The following is a 21,939-nucleotide window of genomic DNA, read 5'->3' as shown; positions in this document are numbered from 1 at the left end:
ATTACCACACTTCATCTCTCCTATTTTAATTTAAATCTCCTTTAAATTAAATCTCCAATATTTCTTTCAAAAATTGCACTAACTCTGGTTCAAGAACCTCATTCCATTCTTCAGCAGTGGTCATTTGAAAAATTTCAAAATTATTTTTGTGCTTTAAGGGTAGTCCTCTTAAATCATTCGATTCGATAAAATTTTTGATGAATTGCTTTACATTTGTATTTTCATCGAAAAAATTAAATGTATGACCTGTAGCTCCTAATGTCGATAAAAATCTTTCAAAAGCTTTGGGATGATAATAATTTTCAATACAACTTTTTTTCAAAACATAACCTGTTGCTCTGTCTTTTCTTGAAATAAAACTTTCAACTCTAGCAGTCTGCTTTATTTTTTTATCTTCGCCGTTTTGTAAATCACAATCAATTATTAAGACTAGCTTTCTATTTGAATTTGAGAAATAATCAATATTAAGAAAACTATCTATATCCTCACCACCACCAAACGGTAAAACTAAAATTTTAGGATTCTTTAATAAATTTCCTAAACCTAGAGTTTTACAAATACAATCATAAAATTTGGCATCATTATGACTTTCTACAAATACTATCTTTTCATGTTCATCCATTAAATTATAGCTAGGCTTTATTCCCAATTCACCTATAACTTTTTTCAAAAATGTTTCTTCATTTAATTCATTTTTATATTCATAATTAGATTGATTGGTTTTTGTACAAAGTATAACTGAATCAAGAGATGTTGAACCAGTAAATACTGGTGAATGAGTAGTAATGAAAATTTGGTTAGATTCAGACAATTCTTTAAAGGCTTCAATTAAATCATATTGAGCAGCTGGATGTAAAAAAGTCTCTGGTTCTTCAATCAAATAAATTATATTATTTTTATGGTATTTTTCCGCTAAGTATCGAAATCGAGCAACCATGAATATTCTTCGATAACCTGCACCTTTATGTGTCATAGGTATCATCTTTTCATCATTATCAAATTTGAAACTAACATCAACAGATTTAACTATGTCTTTCCAAGAAAGTGATGGCTTAATTTCAATAGCTTCAAGGTTAGCCGCATAATCTTTCATAAAATCTTTGATGGCTAGTGCCTCATTTTGCATTTCATCAAAAATTTCTGCTTCTATAGCTTTTAGCTTGGATGCTTCTTGATTCAATTCCTTTTCAAAGTAACTAACGATTTCAGTCACTGACTGAGATTTGAATTTAGTATCTGCTTCAAGTCCGTAATCAGCTTTAAAAAACTCGACCCCTGGTAACATTCCACGAATTTTATACTCATCATTAACCCAAAAATTAATAAGCTTTTCGTTTATAAATTTTTTCTTAATTTCTCCTATTTTTTCGAATTTTGAATTTCTACCTTTACCTTTTACTGGTACACTAATATTGTAAGCTTCTAAAATTTGATTTATTGCATCGTCAGATTTTAAATATAGACTTCTCAAATCTTCTCTTTCAAAATCTGTGCAAAGAATACTTTCCTCATCGAATTTATTTTGTCCGTAGTTTATAGTTTTCCTATATTTAAGGTTATTACTGTGAATAAACGATTCAACATAATCTTCTAAACCTGCGTCTTTTTTAACTTTAGATTTAAAACATTCCATTAATTTTTCTCTTAAAGCATCCTCGTATAATTCAAGTTCAATCTCAATTGGTAATTTAGAATCATTGAAATCATTTACTGTTATAGGATAGTTTTTCATATCAAAAAAAGAAGCAATAGCAGATAATATGGATGTCTTACCCGTATCATTTTTACCAATTATTGAATTAAATGAGCCAAATTTAACTTCAGCCTCTTTTATTCCTCTATAGTTTTTAATTTTAATTGATTGAATCTGCATAACATCTCCCTCAAAATAATTTTTGATGTTTCTTTCTAAGAAAATATAATGAAATTTTCTAAGAAATCATTATTATCACTTAGCAGTTTTTCAGTACAACCTATCCCACCTGCCAGATAATTTAGGCAGGTTTATCAATTAGTCAAAAAAACAGCCAGTCAATCAACTGGCTGTTTTTTCAATCTTACCACTAACCAATCACATCAACGCCCATATACGGACGTAACACTTCAGGCACCGTAATCGTACCATCCGCATTTTGGTAATTTTCCATAATCGCTAGCAAGGTACGACCCACCGCAAGACCTGAGCCATTTAAGGTATGCACCAGCTCAGTTTTTTTGCCGTCTTTGACACGCGCTTGCATACGGCGCGCTTGGAAGTCACCACAGTTTGAGCAGCTAGAGATTTCACGGTAGGTCGTCTGAGACGGTAGCCACACTTCGATGTCATAGGTTTTCACCGCGCCAAAGCCCATATCACCGCCACACAGCACAATCACCCGATACGGCAAACCAAGCTGCTGCAAGATATATTCCGCTTGTCCTGTCATGTCCTCTAAGGCTTGCATTGAAGTCTCAGGATGGACAATTTGCACCATTTCGACCTTTTCAAACTGGTGCTGACGAATCAAGCCGCGAGTATCACGTCCTGCACTGCCCGCTTCACTACGAAAACATGGAGTATGGGCAGTCATCTTAATGGGCAGGGTTTCGGGGTCTAGGATTTTATCACGCACGCTGTTGGTAAGCGGTACCTCTGAAGTAGGAATTAAGTAATACTCTTTTTCACCGCGCAGCTTAAATAGGTCTTCTTCAAACTTTGGTAGCTGCCCTGTACCAAGTAGGCTGTCGGCATTGACCATATACGGTACATACATTTCCGTATAGCCGTATTTGTCGGTATGGGTAGTAAGCATAAAGGCAATCAAGGCACGGTTGAGTTTGGCGAGTTGACCTTTTAGCACGCTAAACCGTGAGCCAGTGAGTTTTGCCGCCATTTCAAAGTCAAGTAGCCCCAAGTCTTCGCCCAAGTCGCTATGGTCTTTGACCTCAAACTCAAATTGGCGCGGCTCACCCCATCGACGCATTTCGACATTGTCGTTTTCATCTTTACCTGCGGGCACGCTGTCATCAGGCAAGTTTGGGATGGTTAAAGCTGCCGCTAGAATTTTCTCCTGCAAGGCTTTGAGCGCGTCTTCCGCTTGTTTCATGTCGCTACTGATGGTTGCCATTTCTGCCATTAAGGCGTCAGTATTTTCGCCATTACGTTTCATCAAGCCGACTTGTTTGGCGCCCGCATTTTTTTTGGCTTGCAGTTCCTCGGTTTTGACTTGAATGGATTTACGCTGTTCTTCGACTTGCTGCCAAAATGCTTTATCAAGCTCATAGCCGCGTTTGGCAAGTTTTTCGGCGACCGTGTCTAGTTCTGTACGTAGTAATTTTGGGTCGATCATGGCGATAAGTTCCTTAAATTGTTCAAACTTGAGTTAAAGCAGCAAAATGGCTGTTGATATCAGCGTGTATGATACCAAGATTGCAGCGATTTTTCACGGTAGCGACTAGAAATACACGGCAAATTGACGATTTATCGGTATGCGCTTATCGGCGTTCGCACCTCGCTGCATTGGCGGTAAAACAAAAATTTATCAAAAAGTGCGTTGTTAGGTTTATTTTTGGGTCAAGGTTGGGTAAGATAAGCCTTCTTTTATCGTTTTGTAACCAAGTGAATTGTTTATGGCTCTGTACCCTTACACCCTACAACCTGTGGATTTGAATCTGACCGAGGACGAGTTTCGTCAAGCACAGCTACAGCTGTTTGATGCCAACAACCAAACTTTAACCAAAATCACCCCAAAAACTTGGGCAATTTTGGCAGTCATCGTGGTGCTAGCGATTTTAGGTCTGATTTTTGTGCACGGTTATTCCACCATTATTTTTTGGTTGATGCTCGTGGGTGTAGTGATTTATTTACTAGCGCGTACCTACGGTCTTAAATGGTATGTCAAACGAGAATTTGAAAAACAAATGGCAAGCCAAAGCATGCCGCCAGAGATGCAACAAATCAAGCTTGGCGTACAGCAGCACGGGGTAGTGATGTCCATGCCTGCACCCAACATGCCCGCCATGCCACGCGGCTACAATCAGCCTTTGGTACGTAGTAGCGGTATGCAGCAAGCGGTCATCAAATGGGATAGTGTCACCAACTGGCAAGAAACCCCTGATTATATTTTTATGATGTTTGATGTCAAAAATCCAAAAACAGGTGAAAGCCAACAAGGCAGCCAAATCGTCCCCAAACGCCTTGCCAACCAAAAATTCCCCATTGATACTTTACGTCATCATTTACAGCAAAACATCGGAAAACAAGGTTTTGATTTAACCGACAAACCGACTGATAAATATTTCCCAGAAAACAATTAAGAAACGTCTAAGACAACAATTAAGAAAAAACTACTTATTGATGACCACAAAAACTGCAGCCAAGAAACTGCAGTTTTTTTATGGCGGCAAGCAAAACTATTTACCAAATTTGCACACAGCTGTACCAAATGTTTGATATTATTTTTAGGGTAATACCGTACATTTTAATTGATAAAATTAAACGTACTGATAAAAACGATTAATTTTAATAACAGATTGTTTAGGCTTACAATTAAGCCGTAAACAAATAAAAATCATCATTTTAGGAGATAACAACATGGCAAAACAAGCCACTATAAAGCAATCAGCAACCAAACAAGACTCAGAACAATTAGACAATACCGATAAATCAGGTGAAAAAGTGACTACCTCCAAATCTATCGCCTCCAAATCTGGCTCAAGTAAAACACGTGATATCAGCTTAGCCGCTGCAGACATGAGTGCCATTGTTGAGCAATTAAATACCTTATTAGCCAATTATCATATATTCTATACCAATGTGCGTGGCTATCACTGGAACGTACGTGGCTCAGATTTCTTTACCCTTCATGTGAAGTTTGAAGAGTTATATACTGCACTCCAAATCCAGATTGATGAAATTGCTGAACGCATTTTGACCTTACAAGGTACACCACTACATGCTTATAGTGATTTCTTGAAAATCTCAAGCATCAAAGAAGATAAAAACGTCTCTGACGGTGTGGCATGTGTGAAAGGTATTTTAACGGGTCTGACTATGACCATCGCTAAAGAACGCGAAATCATTGACCTAGCGGACGAAGACGACGATCAAGGTACTGCCGACCAATTGACTGCCTATGTACAAGAACAAGAAAAATTGGTGTGGATGTACAATGCCTATCTTGGCTAATCGTCCCATCTGACCAAAAAGACGGCTTTGACAGTCGTCTTTTTTATTGCGTGGTAAAATAAAAACACAATATATAGATTTTCAAATGTCAATGAATTTAATTACTAATTTTTTGATATGCAAATATGTATATATTTCAATACTTTATAAATTTTATCCTTAAAAATCAAATCCTTGGGTGGATTGCAATTTCTATATGTTGTTATCTATAATAGCCAAGCACACTAGCCAGTTGCTCATTTTCAACTGATTTATTTGTTAGCTGATTTATTTTTAAACTGATACTGCTACGCCACTTGTCTTGAACTTTGATTGAAGAAGATTCACCGCTATGTCATATTCCATCTTTTGCCAAACCAAAAATGACCCATTGCTTGAGCCGATGTTTTTTGGTCAGCCTGTCAATGTGGCACGTTACGATCAACAAAAATTCCCTGTTTTCGAGCAGTTGATTGAAAAGCAATTGTCGTTTTTTTGGCGTCCAGAAGAAATTGACGTCTCCAAAGACCGCTTGGATTTTAGCAACTTGTCAGTGCATGAACAGCATATCTTCTTAAGCAACCTAAAGTACCAAACCTTGCTTGATTCGATTCAAGGTCGTAGCCCCAATGCCGTGCTACTGCCGCTGGTGTCGATTCCTGAGTTAGAAACTTGGATTGAAACATGGTCATTTTCTGAGACCATCCATTCTCGCAGCTATACGCACATTATTCGTAACGTGGTCAATGACCCAAGCAAAGTATTCGACGATATCGTTGACAATCCTTTTATCCTAGAGCGCGCGACAGGGATTGCCAAGTTCTATGACGAGCTGTATCAACTATCTCAGCTATACAATCTATACGGGGAAGGTCGTCATGTCATCGATGGCAAGCCCGTTGAGGTTAATTTACGCCTGCTTAAAACCAAATTGTATCTATGTTTGGTGGCTATCAATGTGCTAGAAGCGATTCGTTTTTATGTGTCGTTTGCTTGTTCATTTGCCTTTGCTGAACGCAAACTGATGGAAGGTAATGCCAAGATCATTAAAATGATTGCCCGTGACGAAGCGCTTCATCTAAACGGCACCCAGCATATGATTAATTTGATGCAATCGGGTAAAGATGACCCTGACATGGTAGAAATCGCCCAAGATTGCCAACAGCAAGCCATTGAAATTTTCAAAGACGCGGCTGAACAAGAAAAAGCATGGGCAAAATACTTGTTTAAAGATGGCTCAATGATTGGCTTGAATGAAAATATCTTGGTGCAATACGTCGAGTACATTACCAATCTACGTATGGATGCGATTGGCTTGCCCCCTATTTTTGCGGCAATTAAAAATAATCCGATTCCTTGGATCAATGCTTGGTTGTCCTCAGACAACGTGCAAGTCGCGCCCCAAGAGTCAGAAATCACCTCTTACTTAGTCGGTCAAATTGACGCAGAGCTCAGTGATGATGCGTTTGATGATTTTGAATTGTAATTCGTCATACGCTTATTTTATTTAGGCAATATAATCGATTATGGCATGGATTTTTACCAACAATACGCAGTTTTATCTGCATGACGCCGAGACGTTGCTACAAGGCATGCTTCGCTCAAAAATCCCTGCCAATCACCAATGCCTTGAAGGTTATTGCGGTACTTGTAAGCTCAAATACCGCCGTCGCCACCATGACACCCGTATCGAATACATCAATGAGCCACTGGTGATGTTAGATGATGACGAAATCCTACCCTGCTGTTGTCAAGTTAGAGGGGCAATCGAGCTTGATATCGATTGATTTACCAAAATAACCCGCCAAAAACTGCGCGAAATGCCGCATAAAGCGAAAACTTACCCGCTTTGCCTTTAATTTTCTCCCCGCGAACCTCATATAATCCGTTATAATAATAGGTTGACTACCGCTTTTTAATCATACTAAATCTTTATTTAGTCCTCGACTGTCATTTGCAGGGTGTATCCCTTGATAAAAATGAAGAAATACAGTCATTAGCTTATTTGTCGTGCTATTACATTATTTATTTTTTTAACCAATATCAAAGCGAGCCCTCATGAGCGAACATTCAACTTCTCAATTAGCCACGCTGATTCAATTAGGTAAAGAGCAAGGTTATCTCACCTATGCTGAGATTAATGATCAACTCCCCGAATCGGTAACTGAAAGTGACCAAATTGATGATATTATTCAAATGCTCACAGACGTTGGCATCAAGATTTTTGAGACCGCGCCTGATGAAGACGACATTATGCTTAGCGATGATGCGGATGATGACGAAATTGCTGTCGATGAAGCCGCTGCGGTACTTGCCTCAGTAGAATCTGAGCCAGGTCGCACCACCGACCCTGTGCGTATGTATATGCGTGAGATGGGTACGGTTGACCTACTCACCCGTGAAGGTGAGATTGCGATTGCTAAGCGTATCGAAGATGGTATTCGAGATGTACAACATGCCATGACCTTTTGGCCAGGTACGGTGGCCATGCTCATTAATGAATACCACCAAACCTTTGAAGGTGAAAAGAAAGTCTCGGATATTATTACAGGTTTTCTTGACCCTGAAGCCGCTGATGTCATTCCCCTTGCCGATGACGAAGAGGTAGAAATTGCGTTACCGATTATCAAACCCAAAGTCAAAGACGACAAAGCCGAAGATGAACTCGATGATGAAGCCGAAAACGCCGATGAAATCGAAGAAGCCGATGGCGAAGTCAGTGAAGATGCCGATACCGAAGAAGCGAGCGGTCTTGACCCTGAAGAAGTGCGTCTGCGTTTTGAAGAATTAGAGCAATTGTTCACCAAGGTCAAAGATTTATTAGCCACCCATGACCGTGATAGTGAGGTGGTCAAAACTGCGATGAATGAGCTTGCCAACTGCTTTATGCTGTTTAAGCTCAATAGCCGCGTCTCTGACAATATCATGGATATGATGCGCGAGGTGTATGAAGACGTGCGTAAAAACGAACGTCACATCATGAAACTGGTGATTCGCCGCGGTAAAATGCCAAAAGATGAGTTTCGCAAAACCTTTCCGCATAATGAAACCAACCTTGACTGGCTCCCTAACCGTATCGCAGGCAAACCTGCCTTTGCAGATACATTAGAGCGGGTACTTGATGAAGTGTTACAGTATCAAGGACGTATTCAGCAGCATGAGCAAAATCTTGGTATGAACATCGACCAAATGAAAGTGGTCGCACGTAACATGTCTGTGGGTGAAGCCAAAGCCCGCCGCGCCAAAAAAGAAATGGTTGAGGCGAACTTACGTCTGGTCATCTCGATTGCTAAAAAATACACCAACCGCGGTTTGCAGTTCCTTGATTTGATTCAAGAAGGTAACATTGGCTTGATGAAAGCGGTAGATAAATTTGAATATCGCCGTGGTTATAAATTCTCGACCTATGCCACTTGGTGGATTCGCCAAGCCATCACCCGCTCGATTGCTGACCAAGCGCGTACCATCCGTATCCCTGTGCACATGATTGAAACCATCAATAAAATCAACCGTGTATCGCGCCAGCTATTACAAGAAATGGGACGCGAGCCTACACCTGAGGAATTGGGCGAACGCTTAGAGATGGACGAAGTCAAAGTCCGCAAAGTACTCAAAATCGCCAAAGAGCCAATCTCAATGGAAACCCCAATCGGCGATGATGAAGACAGTCACTTGGGTGATTTTATTGAGGATTCAAGCATCTCAAGCCCAGTGGATGAAGCAACGGCACAAGGGTTAAAAGAAGCTACCCGTGAAGTGTTAGCCAACCTCACCGAACGTGAAGCCAAAGTGCTTAAAATGCGTTTTGGTATTGATATGTCTACCGACCATACCTTAGAAGAAGTAGGTAAACAATTTGATGTCACCCGTGAGCGTATTCGTCAGATTGAAGCCAAAGCGCTGCGTAAACTGCGCCACCCTTCTCGCTCTGAACATTTACGTTCATTCCTAGAGAATGATTAATGTTATCTCCATCCAAAAAAGCCGAGACAATGTTCTCGGTTTTTTTATGGGCGGGTTTATGAATGTGATTTATCTATAAATGTGGCTTTTTATAGATGGGGTTAGGGATAGGTTTATGAATGGCGCTTTTTTCAACGCTAAACCCCAACGTCTTGAAATTATCGGTTTTACCCTCATTTAGACCCTAAAGAAATTGATACAACCTTAGGTGATGCTATGAACGATAAAACAATTACGCTTAATAACTTGGAAGCCGCTGCATGTAGTACGCGAGCGGCGAAACCTACGGATATCCAGCACCCAGAATTGTGGAATTTTCCTATGGATTATCCGCTTAGCATCATCGGTCATGAGGGTCACAAAGAGACGCTACTTGATGAAGTAAAATTAATTTTGGGTACTTTATTTCCTGAATTTGATTTGGCAAGTTTAACTATCAATCCCTCGCGTACCGGTCGTTTCCATTCAGTACGCGCTAATGTATATTTGACAGACGCCGAGCAAGTCAATAGCTTGTATAAAATGCTCGATGAAGCGGCAAGTATTCGTACCGTATTATAAACCTGTTATGGTTAAAATGGCACGAGTGATTGACGTACAAAAAAGCGGGATACATCAGTTATCCCGCTTTTTTTATCTGTTTTATATGGCTTATCAGCAGTTGATGCTTCGTTTGCCCGATTATTGGCTCAAAAGTAACAACTGATAGGCAGCCTTGTAGGCATCATAATTAAAATCATAGCTCGCCTCAAAGTGAGGTTTGAGTTTTTCAATTAACTCATCATCTTCATCAGATAGGCTGATATGCTTGGCTTGGGTCTGCATGTCTTCGATAGCGATTTCGCCAAGTAATTGATTAAACTTATCGCGCGCCTGCTTTTGCTTGGCGATATCGGCAGCGGTCATGCGGACGGATGCAGTATCAGCGCTGCCAGATTGTTGGCTGGCTGCCTGTTCTTGGGCGGTGGCTGTGTCGATTTTTTCACAGATTTTGGCAAGGCGGGTGCGTGATTTTTTATCAAGTTTATCTGTGTCCAACAGTAGCGAACAAGCTTGTTGTTCTTCGCTTTCTTCAACAACATCTACTGCAGCTTCCGCCGCCACTGCAGCGGCACTTTCTACATTGCTGGGTTTGTCGCTAATAGTTTGATACAACTGGCTAAAAATCTGGGCGTCAGATTTGCCTTGCGCTTTAAGTCTAGCAATCTGTTGCAAGTATTGTTGATTGCGATAGGTTTTATCAACAATCCCTGCGATATGTTCGGCAAGCTCATCATCGACATACGCATCAACGTCTGTAACCGCTTCTTGCTGACGGCTATCGGTATTCATGACCGCATAATTATCGGCCTGTATTTTTGCAAGTTTGGTTGCAGCGGCGTTTAGCGCCGCCATATCTATTTCATTGAGGCTTGCTTCATCTTTTTGCAACACAAACTGGTAGGTATAAAGGGTGACAAAGGTCTCGACAAACCCTTTGTTTTGTTTGAGTAAGCTATAGGACAAGGCTTCTAAATTCTTATCACTGTCAAAGGTTTTGGATTGTTTTGTCGCCGCCCATAGATTGTTATCTTTTGATGCTTGTTGCCAAGTGATTGCCTTGTTGAAGATATCAGGATTGACGCGGGCTTTGCCATAATCATAAAAGTTAACCACTGTGCGCATTTGTGTCTTGGGCTGATTGGCTGTCGGCGTGGTGTTTTCAAATGCTGGTAAATCACTCATTGCCACCATATTGAGTAGTTGATTGTGGCGGTTGAGTCCATAGCTGATACGGATGTCGTCATCGATTGAGATAAAGCCGCTATTTGCCTCTTTGCTTATCTCAGCTTGCAGCGCTTTAAAGGCTTGCGGATTGGCGTCGATGATTTTTGCCAGTGCAGCGGCACTGACCAATTTGTCTGATTGGTATTTGTCAAAGGCTGCTAAGGCTTTTGCAGTTTGACCCAATTCGCCACTGGTCGACTCATCAGTGGTTGAATCGTCATTGGCTGTTTGAGTCTCTAAACTGTTCATTGCCTCTGCAGCATCGGCACTGGCTGGGTCAGCAGCGCTATCATCTGATTGCGCGCGCATTTTGTCAATGGCTTCATACAGGCGCATGGCAGATTCATACGCTTTTTCCTCAACGCTTGCCAACTCATGGCTGTCAAAGGCTTTTTTCATCAGATACCGTGGGCTAACAGCAAGACTGCCAAGCTGCTTTAATTCATCATCTTTGGCAAAATCGGCTGGATTGATGAATGATTTTAGGTAGCGCTTATTGACGTGGAAGAACAGCAAATACTCGGCTAGCATTTGATTGTAGCCAATGCGGTAGCCAATGCGCTGGCTCACACCTTTGGCTTTATCTTCAGTAGTCAAAGCCAATGACTGATAATCGCTTTCTTTAGCAAGGGTGGCATTTAGCAGTGACATCTGTTCAAATACCTTGAATAAGGCTCTTTTATCTATCTTTTTATCTTTTAGCAGTTTGCTATAGTCATATTCAATGTAGCGTCCATCATATTGGGGGTCGGTGGCAAACTCAGAGAGTCCCGACAAGTCAGCATATACTTTGGAGCGCGCAAAATCAGCCGCAAGCGGCACTTTGATAAACGCCCCTGCATTGTTCTGCACGTAGCGAAATTCAGGCACGATTGACATTTGCCCTCGGCGAAGATCTACCACACCTGTGGATGCAAACTCAAAGCGCTTGGTTAAAATATCCATCACTTGCCCCGCTTCGCTTTGTTCACGGGTTTGGTGATTAACCCCCTCTGTGACCAAGGCTTGTTGGCGAGCATCAAGGTGCTGTGCTGCGCTAAGCTGACCTATAAGTTTCAAACGATTAGGGCTTGCAGCTAAAGCTTGTGCGCTACGTAAGGGCGGGCGCACCACATTGACTCGATAGTCATAAGCATAGCTTTGGCGACTGACCAAATTTTGGTTGGCTTGCAACACACGTTGAGAAAGCGGTTGACTCACGCTAGGCTGTGTGGCACAGCCGTGAATCCCCAGCAAGACGATGGCAAAAGTGAGAGGCTTGATACTAAAGGCGATGGCTTGTTGCGCATTCATTGATCTTCCTTAACAAATTTTATTATAGAGCCTATCTTTATAACTGAATTGATTTTTTTTGTAAACAAAAAGCCAGTGTTATGCTGCAATGTTTACAAAGATAATGGGTAATCTAACGGAGTTTTGCTATCATACGGATTAAATACCGCAAAATTGCTTAAAAACTACTCATTTAAAAACCAATCACTTAAAAACCACTCAGAAGAACCCTTGTATGTCGCAACTCACTCTACCCGCTAATCTTAATTTACCCGCTAATTTAGAACACTTACTAACCCAATTTTTACAGGCGCAGCTGCCCAAGCCCATACAACTTGACCCCAGCGTGCTTGCCTACCGCTGGCAATCCAATAGCCTCACGGGCAGTGGTGAACTGGTGCCTTTAACCGTAGATTTGCGATTGACGTTGGATGATTTGCTTGGCATTGATGGGCAAAAAAATAAACTGGTTCAAAACACGCGCCAATATTTAGCAGGCTTACCTGCCAATCATGTACTCATGACAGGCACGCGTGGCGCAGGAAAATCCTCGCTCATTCGGGCATTGCTCAATCAATATAAAGCGGATGGTCTTCGTATTATCGAAGTGTCACGAGATGATTTGGTGATGTTAGAGCCGATTCGCCAAGCGGTACGAGACCTTCATACAACCCAGCCCAATCATGGCTGTCATTATGTGGTGTACTGCGATGACTTAGCGTTCAATGGACAAGATGAGAATTATCGCACGCTCAAAAGTGTGCTCGATGGCGCGCTAGATAGCGAGCAAGACAAACTACTGGTGTATGCGACCAGTAACCGCCGTCATCTACTACCGCAACTGATGAAAGACAATGTGAGCATTTATAATGGGCAAACCGATGAAGTCAATCCGTACGAGACGATTGATGAAACCGTGTCGTTGTCTGACCGCTTTGGGCTGTGGCTGTCGTTCCATCCCATGACCCAGCCTGTGTATTTGGATATTTGTGCGCATTATTTGGCGCAAGCAAGTTTGCCCTTTGATGAGGAAGCAAAAGCCGCTGCCTTGCGCTTTGCCAGTGAACGCGGTGGACGCTCTGGGCGCGTGGCTTATCAGTTTAGTCGGTATTTTATTGGGATGAAACGACTACAAAATATTAAGTAATAAGGATTTGAGTTGCCTCACCCTTATCATTGACAATCAATAAGCGATTACTATCATCCCGCGCCAATTCTTTCATAATTTGGTCTTTGAAACTTAACGATTGAGCGATAATAGCACTATAGGTACTTAAGCCCGTTTCTTCTTTAAGACGTTTTAACGTCTCTACTGCTTTGGGTGATAAATCAATTTGGATTCTTTGAGCTTTAGTTTGGGTATCTTCTTTTTTAGCCGACATTCTATTACCTTAAAATAAGTGCATTACTGTTTCTCAGAAATGCACTTATCACGTTAAATTAAACAGTTATACTCATAAAAAATGGCAATACTATTGGCGAAATAGTAGCTACAATATTCATAACTGACGCTAAAACTTCTAGCTTTTTTGCCTTTTCTTCAATATCTTCTATTGCAACTACTTTCACATCAGTCTCAGCCAATTCAGACGTAAGAATAATGGTTTGATTGATTTGAAAATTATTACAATTCTTGAAATTAAAAGTATTAATTGATATATCTAAATTTTTGATTTCTCGCATAAATTCTTTCTCTTAATAAATGATTAAAAGTTAATAAATTGACTTTTAAACTAAACGCTTTATTAAAAGAAATATTATGAATGTATTCAGACACAATGTACTCTGTAAAGTTAACAACTAGTTTTTGATAATATTTTCTAAAGTTACTGAAAAAAACTAATATAAACTCAATGTCACATTGATAACTACGATTTGAAAATTTAGCTTTTAAATTTTCTGAAAGTTGAAAAAAATACTCATTATTATAAATGCTGTATTTTCTGATATAGTTTTCAGGTTTTCTAATAGCTTCTACAAGTAAACTAAGAGCAAAATCTAAATATTCTATATTTTTTCTTATATTATTTTTAACATTATTCAATAAATCGCATATACTTTTTTTAATCGCTTCTTTATCAGAGTAATTTTCTTTATTTAATTCAATTGGAAGCCATTTAGTGGTATTCAAACCACTTAGTTCTAAAGTCAAATAAATATCATTCAAACTTGAACAACCTTTAAGTAGGTTGTCGAAATTTAAATTTTCAATTAAATCTAATTGACTAATACTATTCACTTAAATTATCACCTAAGTTTTTTATCTATAATTTATCGTTATTCTATCTTTTTAAAATATATTTATCAATATGAAAATTGATAGATTTTTTAATCAGTCGTTAATTATTAAGTTCAAAATAAATTCTGTTATCATAAGACAAATTATTTCTAGAATATAAAAAAATGTACACATCTCAAGACCAACTGACCGAACTGGTGCGCAGGCTAGAAGAAAAACAGCATATTTTTGCCGCCGACCCTATCCTTATCACGGAAAAACTGCAACATGAACCGGGCGAACCGCTGAGCAAATTGCGCCGCCGTGCCACACGCATTGATAATGACGGCAAACTTGCGCAGCTACTCACCACCATTGACACCCGCGTCAATGGCGTGATCTGGGGATTGACCGTCCTGTGGTTTGTTTTGGGCTTTGTCGCGTTATTTGGCTTGATGCAAGCGCAGGTGGTGAACTTTTTTTATGTGCTAGCCAGTTTATTAGGGTTTAATACCATTATTTTACTGGTTTGGCTCGGTTGGATGCTGTTCTCACCGCGCAACAAACCCAGTTTTTTTGGTGCTTTTTTCACCCCGGCAGCCCTAGTGCGTGGCAAAGATATTGTCACCCAAACGGCGGTTGAACTGTATCAAGACCAGCTCAATCACGCTGGCACCAAATGGTACGTCAGTCGTATCAGCCACCAGTTTTGGTTAGCCAGTCTATCGGGAATGTTGGTGTCGTTAATTCTATTGTTATTGGTCAAAAATTATAATTTTGTATGGGAATCAACCCTACTGCAAGACAGCAACGTGGTGGAAGTGGTCAAGCTGATGGCTTGGCTCCCCCATTGGGTAGGTTTTCCTACACCAACGGCGCAAGATATTATCACCGCGCAGATGAATCCTGAAACCACGCCACAGATGATTTCGTTTCGCTGGGCGATGTTATTAATCGGCAGCCTACTGATGTACGGTATCGTGCCACGTTTGCTCGCATGGCTATGTTGTCTGATAATGGTACGCTCAAGCCGTATGAAACTTGATATCAAACAGCCGTACTATCAAAAAATTATCGACTTTTGGCAGCGCAAAGTAATCGACCCCGATGACAGCCCTGCTGAGCAAAAACCTATCGCGCCCACTGCCCAAATCAGCCTAGCCAATAAACTTGCCGTGTTGCTCGAATACCCGCAAGCCAACCCGCAATGGTATGCCAAAACAGTTGGTATGGCGGCACAAAACTTTGGTCGTATCGATGATCGTGATGACTTGGAAAAACTGATTGCCTACCTTCAAAGCAACCCTGTTCAAGTGCTCGTCGGTATCTCCAATCTCGCACTCCCCGACCGTGGCACCTTGAGAAAACTCGATAATATCGCAAGCGCGGCAAAAGGGGGTATGATTGTACAACTGCTCGATGTCAATCAAGGCTACCTGCCGAGTCCAAGCGAAATTGAAACCATCAAAGCCCGTCAGCTACAATGGGAAACCGCGTTGGCAGAACGCCAAATTGCCCTAGTAAGAGAAAATTAACCATGAATGCCACGACAAGCTATGCCGATGTGATTAATAGCATTGCCCAAACTGCTTCACAGCTTACGCTCGCAGCGCAAAGCGCCTTTGTGCAAAATCTACTGCGTCAATTTGTTCAAAATCTACCAGCCGATTGGCTTGACAATGAACTCGACAGTGAAAAACCTTACTATCAAGCCCTGTTTGACGCCGTAAATACTCAAACTTGGCAAACCGATAGCATCGAACAGGCGCTAAATGCGCTCGATGACATCATGTTTGCTATGGGCGATAGCTATCCACACAGCACCAGTGATGCGATTTTGCTGATGCTTGATATGCTTGGGTTTTATCTATCTTTGACAGCCATGGAAGAAAAATCTGCAGTGAGTGATGGTTGGGTGATTTTAACTGCTGAAGGCTATTTGGATTATTACGACCAACTGGCAGAAGATAGTAGCGAAAACATAGATGATGTTGCCCATAGTTTTAATGATTGGCTGGCACATCCACTGACCCAAACTGCCTTCAATCATGTCACCCATGCCTTAGAACTTGCCAAAAGAACTTGCCAAAAATAGCTCACGCTGAATACATAAAGGTTAACAAAATAATGGATAACAAAGACATAACCTCCCAAGAAAAATTGACAATTGATGTAGCCAAAGATTATTTGCCAGCGACGGCTACTGACAGCGCGACCCATCCAAGCGCGGATATCGCTACGCAGCCAATCAATCATCCATTAGCCCAAGCTGAACAAAATCCCTATTCAAGCCGCAAAATCAGCATTGGTGAAAATGAAGCGTTAAAATTGGCGGTCGTTGGACATACCAATACCGGTAAAACTTCGTTACTACGCACCCTGTTGCGTGATATGTACTTTGGCGAAGTCAAAAATGCGCCTGCCACTACCCGCCATGTGGAAAAAGCCATGATCAATGATAGCCAAACGGGGCAAGGCTTGGTGGCACTGTATGACACGCCAGGTCTAGAAGATGCGTCAGGGCTACTTGATTGGTTAGAAGACAACACCGCTGCCCGCCGTGACGGTGTGGAGCGGTTACAGCAATTTTTGGCAAGTGCGCCTGCGCAAGACGAGTTTAGCCAAGAAGCCAAGGTCATTCGTCAGCTGATTGCCAGTGACATGGCCGTTTATGTGATTGATGCGCGTGAGCCTGTGCTCGGCAAATATAAAGATGAGTTGACGGTGCTGTCATGGTCAGCCATCCCCGTCATGCCCGTATTTAACTTTACCAAGGGTCAAGATAGCAATATCAATGAATGGCAGCAGATGCTCGCGCGCCGCAACTTACATGTATCTACGCGGTTTGACTCAGTGGCGTTTGAATTTGATGATGAAATCAAACTGTGGCAAAACTTAGAAACCATGCTGATACAACCGGAAATTATCAAACAGCTGATTGAGCGTCGTAAAGCCGACTGGGATAATTTGTACGATGATGCCAATATTATCATTTCGCATTTCTTATTAAACGTTGCCGCCTTTGTTGAAACCATTCATGAGGAGGATGATCCGCTGCCTACCTTACAAAAAATGCAAGAAAAAGTACGCCAAGCTGAACGCAGTATGCAAGATGAACTTTTAAACCTGTATAAATTTTATGACAATACCGTCACCACCACACCGCTTGAGCTGACTGAATATCGCCGCGATCCCTTCGATAAAGAAGTACTAGCCAGTTATGGGATTCGTACCACAGGTGGTGCAGCGGCAGGCGCACTGATTGGACTGGGTATCGATGTCGCCACCCTTGGCACATCACTGGGGCTAGGTACGGCGCTTGGTGGTTTGGCAGGTGGCTTACTGTCAAACACCAGCGCGATTGCCGACAAAATCAGTGGCGTCAAACGGCTGCACATAGATCCTGCTACCCTGACCTTACTGGCGACTCGAGCGATGGACCTACTGACTGCGCTACGCCATCGTGGTCATGCGGCGACTGATAGCATCATGGCGAACCAATCGCTCGCACCTTGGTCAGTTGATAGATTGCCAAGTTTGCTCAAAAAAGCGCGTGGTAAGCCCGAATGGTCATCGCTCAACACAGGCAGACAAGCCACTGTGTCTGCCAAGCAGTCGCATGAGCTGCGCGATGAGGCAGCTTGGCAACTATCACGTCAATTAAGACGCTGATTTATTAGGGTACAAACATGGTAAAGAATCTGGCTGAAAACTATCTAGCCTTGTTAAGGCTATTATTTGTTAAGCCCATTATAAGAATTTATTAAGCTAATTTTGTTATTTTTACCTTTTAATCTGTCTTTTAATCTATGTCAATTTTTTGTTTTTGAGGACAAGACCATGTATTCAGCACATCATGAACCGCATTTTAGTAATCGCAACAACTGGCTTCGCGCAACCGTGCTCGGCGCCAACGATGGTTTGATTTCCACTGCTAGTCTGTTGATGGGGGTTGCGGCAGCGCAAGTAGACAGTCACACCTTGCTGTTGACAGGGGTAGCATCGCTGATTGCTGGCGCAATAAGTATGGCAGCGGGCGAATATGTCTCCGTCTCTTCGCAAGCGGACACCGAAAAAGCCGACTTGGCAAAAGAAGCCTATGAACTTGAGCACAATTCAGACCGCGAGCTAAAAGAACTGACGCATATTTATGTTCAGCGCGGCTTAACGCCTGTCATGGCACATGATGTTGCGGTAGCGCTCACTGCTCACAATGCCCTAGAAGCGCACGCACGCGATGAAATTGGACTTACCGATACTGCGTCCGCCAACCCCCTACAGGCAGCCGTGGCATCGGCTCTATCTTTCATCACAGGGGCGCTAATGCCGGTGCTGTGTATTTGGCTGTTACCGAAGCAATATATGATCGGCGGTTTGGGTACAATTACCTTGATAGGATTAGCATTTTTGGGGTGGTTATCGGCGTATTTAGGGGGTGCCAAAATTTTCCCTGCCATTGTGCGGGTGGTCATTTGGGGCGTTGTCGCGTTAGTTACTACCAACCTTATCGGTGAAATGTTTGGGGTAAAAACAGGTTAGTCAATCACTTTTTATCGCATTATTTATCGCCAATTTTTATCATTACCATTTGCAAAACCAATTTTTTCTTATAAGATAAGGAAACTGTAATAATTCAGCAAGTTTATAGAAACTATTATTGGGTGATAGATTATCGTTTCTATAAATTAAACAGTTGGCAAATAGTCAAAAATCCTATCGGATTTTAGCTTTCTACGGTAGTGGGAGATAAGGTAATGCAAGATTTTGTCAATGCGATTAATGATTGGGTATGGAGTCCCGCATTAATCTATCTATGTTTATTGGTTGGTTTATATTTTTCAATTCGTGGTCGTTTTTTACAAGTGCGCCATTTTGGTCGCATGATTCGATTGCTGATGGACGGCAAAAGCACCGATCAAGGTGTGTCTTCATTCCAAGCACTCGCTATGTCACTCGCCGGTCGTGTGGGTACAGGCAATATTGCCGGTGTCGCAACGGCGATTACTTTTGGTGGTCCCGGGGCATTATTTTGGATGTGGATGGTAGCGTTCTTGGGTGCAAGTACCGCATTCGTTGAGTCAACGCTTGCGCAGATTTATAAAGAACGTGATGATAAAGGCTTTTTTATCGGTGGTCCAGCCTATTATTTTGAAAAAGCGCTGGGTCAAAAATGGTACGCGGTGTTATTTGCGATATCGGCAATCGCCGCTTGTGGTTTATTGTTACCAGGCGTACAGGCCAATTCGATTGCTGAAGCGATGAACAATTCACTGGGTGTCGCACCTAGCGTTTCAGCCGCGATAATTGCGGCACTACTAGGCTTTATCATCTTTGGTGGTGTCAAACGTATTGCCTCCTCGGCTGAGTTGATTGTACCTTTTATGGCACTTGCCTACATCATCGTAGCGATTGTTATCATCATCATGCACATCGGTCAATTACCTGAAGTGCTAGCGTTGATTTTCCGCTCTGCGTTTGGTATGGATTCTACGTTTGGTGCTGTGTTGGGTCTTGCCATTCAATGGGGTGTGAAACGTGGCGTTTACTCAAATGAAGCAGGTCAAGGTACAGGTCCTCACCCATCGGCAGCCGCTGATGTATCACACCCAGCCAAACAAGGGTTAGTACAAGCGTTTTCAGTGTATGTTGATACGCTATTTGTTTGTTCGGCGACAGGTTTCATGCTAATCATTACTGGTATGTACAACGTACAAAACCCTGCCAACAAAGAAGCCTTCTTGTATCAAGGGGTTAAAGGCGTTGCCGCAGGTCCAGGTTATGTTCAAACTGCGATGGAAAACATCATGCCAGGTTTTGGCTCAGTATTTGTAGCGATTGCGCTATTCTTCTTTGCCTTCACTACCATCATGGCTTACTACTATATTGCAGAAACCAATATCCGTTATCTCACTCGTACCGTAAAGCTAAATTGGGCAATCCCTGTACTCAAAGTAGTGATTTTATTTGTGGTAATTTATAGCTGCTTAAAAACCGCCGACTTGGCATGGGCACTGGGTGACTTGGGCGTTGGTTTGATGGCATGGCTCAACATCATTGGTATCTTATTCTTGCAAAAACCTGCGTTTGCTGCACTGCGCGATTATGAAGCACAGGTCAAACAAGGCAAAGATCCGATCTATGATGCGCGCGCCAATGGCGTACACAATGCGCCAATTTGGGATGAAATTTCAGCCAAATACCGTAAAGAATTCGGTGAACATCCCAACCATGATCGCTTTGTACCCTAATTTTAATATGTGACTGCTTTAATGCTTTCATTTAACAGCCGTTAAAAAAATAAACCCCATTGATTGGGGTTTATTTTTGTGATGAATGATTATCTTTTGATTGGGATTTTAATTAACCCAAAAAACGCAATCAGTAAGGCGATGACCTGTACAGCCAGCAGTGTATAGACGGTATATATCCATTTGCCTTGTGCATATGCCAGACCACACGCCCACGCCCCGATACTACCACCGATATAATACGCCATATAATATAAACCTGACGCCAGCGACCGCCCTTCTTTGACATTCACCGCGATATAAGTAATGGTCGCCGATTGGGTAATAAATACCCCGGTTGACATCACCGCAAGCGCTACAATCACCAAAGAGATAGGCGCAGCCAGTGTCATCAGCACGCCCATCATCGAAATCATCACTGCCACGCGCACCATACGGGCAGCGCCGTATTTGGCAATCAAACTACTTGCAATCGGTGTGACCACCACCCCAATCAAATACACCGCAAAAATGTTAGCAAGCCCTGCACTCGATAGATTGTAGGGTGCGTCTGCCAAGTGCAAATTGACATAGGTAAAACAGCCCACTAATGAAAACAACACGCACGCGCCAAGCAGTCCTGCGGTCACCACATAACGGTTGCGCACATGTTTACTCAGCATGTGCAGCGCCGATGCAAAGTTTGGGTTGGCATGAAAATGACGTGAACGCGGTAATAACCAAGCCACCAAGCCAGCGCCTAGCACCGTCAACATGCCCATGAACACAAAGCCTTTTTCCCAGCCGATAAGCTCTTCTAAATGCCCCAAGATAAAGCGCCCTAAAAATCCCCCAAATACTGTACCTGAGACATAGTAGGACATCATTTTTGCCATCTCTTTGCCCGCGTACTCTTCCCCTACATAGGCAATCGTGACCACTGTAATGCCAGGTACCGCCAACCCTTGCATAAATCGCCAAATAATGATACTGGAGAGTGAGTCAGACAGCCCAATCATCATAGTGGGTATTGCCATAAAGGCAATGGATGCCACAATGATATTTTTACGACCCACGGCATCGGACAACATCCCCATAAACGGTGACATGATGGCAATGGCAATCACCGTCGCCCCAACTGTCATACCCACTTGCGTTTCAGTCGCTGAGAACGCTTGCATCATAATTGGCAAAATCGCTTGAATCGAATAAACTTGCAAAAATGCAAACGCGCCAATCATGCCAATCATGATTTTGACTATCAATGAGGGTGGCGTTGTCGGTGGTTTAGCATTCGGTTGTTGAGAAGGCGGTTGGTTTTGCGGTTGGCTATGGGATGGATTGCG

Annotated in this window: 19 protein-coding genes; 12 read left to right on the top strand and 7 right to left on the bottom strand. The window is 42.1% G+C overall.

Annotated features, from left to right (window positions below; translation table 11 throughout):
* Nucleotides 1-46: 46 nt before the first annotated feature.
* Nucleotides 47-1,873: an ATP-dependent nuclease gene (locus RTJ53_RS01010; protein ID WP_312275454.1), complete on the bottom strand. Its 1,827-nt coding sequence runs from the start codon at nt 1,871-1,873 to the stop codon at nt 47-49.
* A gap of 190 nt (nt 1,874-2,063) precedes the next feature.
* Complete coding sequence (gene serS / locus RTJ53_RS01005) at nt 2,064-3,329, bottom strand: serine--tRNA ligase (protein ID WP_312275453.1); 1,266 nt, start codon at nt 3,327-3,329, stop codon at nt 2,064-2,066.
* A gap of 280 nt (nt 3,330-3,609) precedes the next feature.
* On the opposite strand from serS, the gene RTJ53_RS01000 reads away from it, so the two are divergent.
* The 6 genes from RTJ53_RS01000 to RTJ53_RS00975 all read left to right on the top strand — a co-directional run bounded on the left by RTJ53_RS01000 (nt 3,610) and on the right by RTJ53_RS00975 (nt 9,670).
* On the top strand, nt 3,610-4,296 hold the full coding sequence (locus RTJ53_RS01000; RefSeq protein ID WP_312275452.1) for a YcxB family protein: 687 nt from the start codon (nt 3,610-3,612) through the stop codon (nt 4,294-4,296).
* Nucleotides 4,297-4,573: 277 nt separating this feature from the next.
* On the top strand, nt 4,574-5,167 hold the full coding sequence (locus RTJ53_RS00995) for a Dps family protein (RefSeq protein WP_409418123.1): 594 nt from the start codon (nt 4,574-4,576) through the stop codon (nt 5,165-5,167).
* A gap of 331 nt (nt 5,168-5,498) precedes the next feature.
* The gene (gene nrdB, locus RTJ53_RS00990) at nt 5,499-6,632 is read left to right on the top strand and encodes a class Ia ribonucleoside-diphosphate reductase subunit beta (protein WP_060994288.1); all 1,134 of its coding nucleotides are present in this window, start codon (nt 5,499-5,501) and stop codon (nt 6,630-6,632) included.
* Between the two features lie 40 nt (nt 6,633-6,672).
* A complete protein-coding gene (locus RTJ53_RS00985; RefSeq protein WP_007115706.1) occupies nt 6,673-6,933 on the top strand; it encodes a 2Fe-2S iron-sulfur cluster-binding protein in 261 nt (86 codons plus the stop codon).
* Nucleotides 6,934-7,204: 271 nt separating this feature from the next.
* A complete protein-coding gene (gene rpoD / locus RTJ53_RS00980; RefSeq protein ID WP_312275451.1) occupies nt 7,205-9,109 on the top strand; it encodes an RNA polymerase sigma factor RpoD in 1,905 nt (634 codons plus the stop codon).
* Nucleotides 9,110-9,325: 216 nt separating this feature from the next.
* Complete coding sequence (locus RTJ53_RS00975; RefSeq protein ID WP_248107988.1) at nt 9,326-9,670, top strand: YbeD family protein; 345 nt, start codon at nt 9,326-9,328, stop codon at nt 9,668-9,670.
* A gap of 120 nt (nt 9,671-9,790) precedes the next feature.
* On the opposite strand, the gene RTJ53_RS00970 is transcribed toward RTJ53_RS00975, so the two are convergent.
* Nucleotides 9,791-12,169 carry a hypothetical protein gene (locus tag RTJ53_RS00970; protein ID WP_312275450.1) on the bottom strand — a complete coding sequence of 793 codons (2,379 nt, stop codon included), beginning with the start codon at nt 12,167-12,169 and terminating at the stop codon, nt 9,791-9,793.
* A 214-nt stretch (nt 12,170-12,383) separates the two neighbouring features.
* Here RTJ53_RS00970 and RTJ53_RS00965 point away from each other — a divergent pair, with 214 nt between their 5' ends.
* Nucleotides 12,384-13,295 carry an ATP-binding protein gene (locus RTJ53_RS00965; protein WP_312275449.1) on the top strand — a complete coding sequence of 304 codons (912 nt, stop codon included), beginning with the start codon at nt 12,384-12,386 and terminating at the stop codon, nt 13,293-13,295.
* Here RTJ53_RS00965 and RTJ53_RS00960 read toward each other — a convergent pair.
* Genes RTJ53_RS00960 through RTJ53_RS00950 form a run of 3 tightly spaced genes read right to left on the bottom strand, consistent with a single transcriptional unit; the run spans nt 13,288 to nt 14,387 of the window.
* Nucleotides 13,288-13,530: a hypothetical protein gene (locus RTJ53_RS00960; protein WP_065263842.1), complete on the bottom strand. Its 243-nt coding sequence runs from the start codon at nt 13,528-13,530 to the stop codon at nt 13,288-13,290. The genes RTJ53_RS00965 and RTJ53_RS00960 overlap by 8 nt on opposite strands.
* A gap of 58 nt (nt 13,531-13,588) precedes the next feature.
* The gene (locus RTJ53_RS00955) at nt 13,589-13,831 is read right to left on the bottom strand and encodes a hypothetical protein (RefSeq protein ID WP_312275448.1); all 243 of its coding nucleotides are present in this window, start codon (nt 13,829-13,831) and stop codon (nt 13,589-13,591) included.
* Nucleotides 13,797-14,387, bottom strand: a complete 591-nt coding sequence (locus RTJ53_RS00950) for a hypothetical protein (RefSeq protein WP_312275447.1) — start codon at nt 14,385-14,387, stop codon at nt 13,797-13,799. The genes RTJ53_RS00955 and RTJ53_RS00950 overlap by 35 nt, the downstream gene beginning before the upstream one ends.
* A 164-nt stretch (nt 14,388-14,551) precedes the next feature.
* Between RTJ53_RS00950 and RTJ53_RS00945 the strand changes: the two genes are divergently transcribed.
* The 5 genes from RTJ53_RS00945 to RTJ53_RS00925 all read left to right on the top strand — a co-directional run bounded on the left by RTJ53_RS00945 (nt 14,552) and on the right by RTJ53_RS00925 (nt 20,614).
* On the top strand, nt 14,552-15,901 hold the full coding sequence (locus RTJ53_RS00945) for a DUF2868 domain-containing protein (RefSeq protein ID WP_312275446.1): 1,350 nt from the start codon (nt 14,552-14,554) through the stop codon (nt 15,899-15,901).
* A gap of 2 nt (nt 15,902-15,903) precedes the next feature.
* A complete protein-coding gene (locus tag RTJ53_RS00940) occupies nt 15,904-16,461 on the top strand; it encodes a hypothetical protein (RefSeq protein ID WP_312275445.1) in 558 nt (185 codons plus the stop codon).
* Between the two features lie 32 nt (nt 16,462-16,493).
* Complete coding sequence (locus RTJ53_RS00935; protein ID WP_312275444.1) at nt 16,494-18,038, top strand: DUF3482 domain-containing protein; 1,545 nt, start codon at nt 16,494-16,496, stop codon at nt 18,036-18,038.
* A gap of 168 nt (nt 18,039-18,206) precedes the next feature.
* Entirely contained in the window at nt 18,207-18,905 is a 699-nt protein-coding gene (locus tag RTJ53_RS00930) for a VIT1/CCC1 transporter family protein (protein WP_312275443.1), read from the top strand.
* Nucleotides 18,906-19,120: 215 nt separating this feature from the next.
* Nucleotides 19,121-20,614 carry an alanine/glycine:cation symporter family protein gene (locus RTJ53_RS00925; protein WP_312275442.1) on the top strand — a complete coding sequence of 498 codons (1,494 nt, stop codon included), beginning with the start codon at nt 19,121-19,123 and terminating at the stop codon, nt 20,612-20,614.
* Nucleotides 20,615-20,703: 89 nt separating this feature from the next.
* Here RTJ53_RS00925 and RTJ53_RS00920 read toward each other — a convergent pair whose 3' ends face one another.
* Nucleotides 20,704-21,843 carry an MFS transporter gene (locus tag RTJ53_RS00920; RefSeq protein ID WP_312275908.1) on the bottom strand — a complete coding sequence of 380 codons (1,140 nt, stop codon included), beginning with the start codon at nt 21,841-21,843 and terminating at the stop codon, nt 20,704-20,706.
* Between the last annotated feature and the right edge of the window lie 96 nt (nt 21,844-21,939).

The organism is Moraxella sp. CTOTU46711, from assembly GCF_031975715.1.
In the GTDB taxonomy this organism is placed as follows: Bacteria; Pseudomonadota; Gammaproteobacteria; order Pseudomonadales; family Moraxellaceae; genus Faucicola.
The sequence above is the reverse complement of the archived record's forward strand: the minus strand, read 5'-3'. Positions and strand labels throughout refer to the sequence as shown.

What these genes read in the sequence shown, in the direction of transcription:
- RTJ53_RS00965 (WP_312275449.1), top strand. Translation starts at nt 12,384, where the DNA reads ATGTCGCAACTCACTCTACCCGCTAATCTTAATTTACCCGCTAATTTA.
- RTJ53_RS00985 (WP_007115706.1), top strand. Translation starts at nt 6,673, where the DNA reads ATGGCATGGATTTTTACCAACAATACGCAGTTTTATCTGCATGACGCC.
- RTJ53_RS00975 (WP_248107988.1), top strand. Translation starts at nt 9,326, where the DNA reads ATGAACGATAAAACAATTACGCTTAATAACTTGGAAGCCGCTGCATGT.
- RTJ53_RS00955 (WP_312275448.1), bottom strand. Translation starts at nt 13,831, where the DNA reads ATGCGAGAAATCAAAAATTTAGATATATCAATTAATACTTTTAATTTC.
- RTJ53_RS00945 (WP_312275446.1), top strand. Translation starts at nt 14,552, where the DNA reads ATGTACACATCTCAAGACCAACTGACCGAACTGGTGCGCAGGCTAGAA.
- RTJ53_RS00935 (WP_312275444.1), top strand. Translation starts at nt 16,494, where the DNA reads ATGGATAACAAAGACATAACCTCCCAAGAAAAATTGACAATTGATGTA.
- RTJ53_RS00920 (WP_312275908.1), bottom strand. Translation starts at nt 21,843, where the DNA reads ATGATTGGCATGATTGGCGCGTTTGCATTTTTGCAAGTTTATTCGATT.
- RTJ53_RS00995 (WP_409418123.1), top strand. Translation starts at nt 4,574, where the DNA reads ATGGCAAAACAAGCCACTATAAAGCAATCAGCAACCAAACAAGACTCA.
- RTJ53_RS00930 (WP_312275443.1), top strand. Translation starts at nt 18,207, where the DNA reads ATGTATTCAGCACATCATGAACCGCATTTTAGTAATCGCAACAACTGG.
- rpoD (WP_312275451.1), top strand. Translation starts at nt 7,205, where the DNA reads ATGAGCGAACATTCAACTTCTCAATTAGCCACGCTGATTCAATTAGGT.
- nrdB (WP_060994288.1), top strand. Translation starts at nt 5,499, where the DNA reads ATGTCATATTCCATCTTTTGCCAAACCAAAAATGACCCATTGCTTGAG.
- RTJ53_RS00940 (WP_312275445.1), top strand. Translation starts at nt 15,904, where the DNA reads ATGAATGCCACGACAAGCTATGCCGATGTGATTAATAGCATTGCCCAA.
- RTJ53_RS00925 (WP_312275442.1), top strand. Translation starts at nt 19,121, where the DNA reads ATGCAAGATTTTGTCAATGCGATTAATGATTGGGTATGGAGTCCCGCA.
- RTJ53_RS00960 (WP_065263842.1), bottom strand. Translation starts at nt 13,530, where the DNA reads ATGTCGGCTAAAAAAGAAGATACCCAAACTAAAGCTCAAAGAATCCAA.
- serS (WP_312275453.1), bottom strand. Translation starts at nt 3,329, where the DNA reads ATGATCGACCCAAAATTACTACGTACAGAACTAGACACGGTCGCCGAA.
- RTJ53_RS00970 (WP_312275450.1), bottom strand. Translation starts at nt 12,169, where the DNA reads ATGAATGCGCAACAAGCCATCGCCTTTAGTATCAAGCCTCTCACTTTT.
- RTJ53_RS01000 (WP_312275452.1), top strand. Translation starts at nt 3,610, where the DNA reads ATGGCTCTGTACCCTTACACCCTACAACCTGTGGATTTGAATCTGACC.
- RTJ53_RS01010 (WP_312275454.1), bottom strand. Translation starts at nt 1,873, where the DNA reads ATGCAGATTCAATCAATTAAAATTAAAAACTATAGAGGAATAAAAGAG.